This is a genomic window from Neoroseomonas rubea (assembly GCF_016106015.1).
GTDB classification, from domain to species: domain Bacteria; phylum Pseudomonadota; class Alphaproteobacteria; order Acetobacterales; family Acetobacteraceae; genus Neoroseomonas; species Neoroseomonas rubea.
Map to the genome: position 1 here is coordinate 1 of NZ_JACADQ010000542.1, position 1,711 is coordinate 1,711.

Below are 1,711 nucleotides of genomic sequence, written 5' to 3' on the forward strand. Positions count from 1 at the left end.
GGCGCGCTCACGCAGGGCGGCACGACGCGCGCGGGCGGGGCGGCGACGCTGATCGCGGGCGGCAGCGCGACGCTCGGCGGCGATCTAGGCGCCGGCGGCGAGGTGCGCGTGACCGCGGGCACCTCGATCGACGCGACCGGCACGATCACCGCCGGCGCAAGCCTGGTGCTCGAGGCGGGCGGCGCGCTGTCCCAGTCCGGCGTCGCCCAGGCGGGGCTCGGCCTGACCTTCTCGGCCGGCGGCGCCATGGCGCTGAGCGGCAGCATGACGGCGGGCACCGACGTCGCGCTCACCGCGGGCGGCCTCGCGACGCTCGTCAACGGCAAGATCGGCGCGCCCGGCACGATCTCGCTGCTGTCGGGCGGCGGGATCGTCCTGCAGTCCTTCTCGATCGACCCGGCGATCATCCGGCTCGAGACGGCCGGCGCGCTGAGCGCGAGCGACGGGACGCTCGTCTCCTCGGACAGCATCCGCCTCGCGGGCGGGGCCGTGACGCTGCGCGACATGAACATCACGACCGGCACGCTCGACGTCGAATCGGGCGGCACCATGCTGATCGACGGCGGCATCCTGACGCTCGGCCGCGCGGTGCTCTTCTCCGCGCCGGGCGGCATCTCGGCCGGCGACGTCATCGCGATCCGCCCGCGCGACGGCGGCCAGCTCCCGGTCGTCATGTTCGACACGCGCGCGGCCGGCGCGAGGCCCGACCCGCTCTCCGTCGTGCGGCCCGACATCCCCGGCCTGCCCAGCGCGCAGCAGCCGATGCAGGTCCGCCTGCCGGGCACCGAGGTGCCGGGCGTGTTCGGCCCGGCATCCTCGGCGCCCGCGGGCCCGCTCGCGATCAATGTCGATGCGGGGCGCAGCCCGATCTTCCTGCTCATCGACGGCGGCTTCGCCACCGGCACGGTGGTCTCGGCCGGGCGGCTCGGCATCCACGGGACGGGCGGCGGGGCGGAACTCACCGGCAGCCTGACCGACATCACGGGCAGCCCGGTCAGCGGCTCGGCCGCCGCGCGCTTCGCCGACAGCACCCGCCCGGCGGCCTCCGGCGCGCTGTCGCGCTACCGGCTCAATGGCTGCGTCATCTCCTCGGTGAACTGCATCGTGCCGAGCCAGGTCATCTCGATCCCGCAGGCGCCACCGCAGCGGGTCGACATCACGCTGGGCGGCGGGCGCATCACCGATCCCGACGTGCAGATCCCGAACGTCGCGGAGGAGGATTACTGAGCCGATGCCGATGCGCACGCTGCTCGCGGCCGCGGCGCTCGGGGCGCTCGCCGCCTGCTCCGCCCCGCCGCCCGACGCTTACGTCACACGTTCCGCCACCGCAACGGCAGGCGAGCCCGCGGGGACGGATGCCCGCAACGAGCCCTGCCAGGTCCAGCCCGGCCGGGGCGCGCCGGCCGACCGGCAGGTGCTGCGCACGCGCGAAGTCTATTGCGGCGGCTGGACGCAGCCGGCCGCGCGCGTGGTGGAACTCGCCGGCCCGGCCGGCCCGGCGGATCTCGACGCGATCGCCGCATCGGGCCTTTGGCGCTCCTGGCTCGACCAGCGCGTCGCCTGCGCCGCGCCCACGCGCACAACCATCGCCGGCGGCGGGGAGGCGCGGCTGCTCGCCTGCACCCGCCGTGCCGGCGGCTGGCCGCATGTCGCCATCGTCACGGCGGGCCCCTCCGGCCCCGTGGTCGCGGACGGCGTCGCCACCTCCCTA

Annotated in this window: 1 protein-coding gene and 1 pseudogene; both read left to right on the plus strand. The window is 76.2% G+C overall.

The genetic code is table 11. The features are described from left to right. A partial coding sequence (locus HW577_RS24650; protein WP_408639556.1) for a hypothetical protein occupies window positions 1–1,227 on the plus strand: 1,227 nt, incomplete at its 5' end. Window positions 1,228–1,231: 4 nt separating this feature from the next. Then, a pseudogene (locus tag HW577_RS24655) lies at window positions 1,232–1,711 on the plus strand (hypothetical protein); the annotation flags it as partial.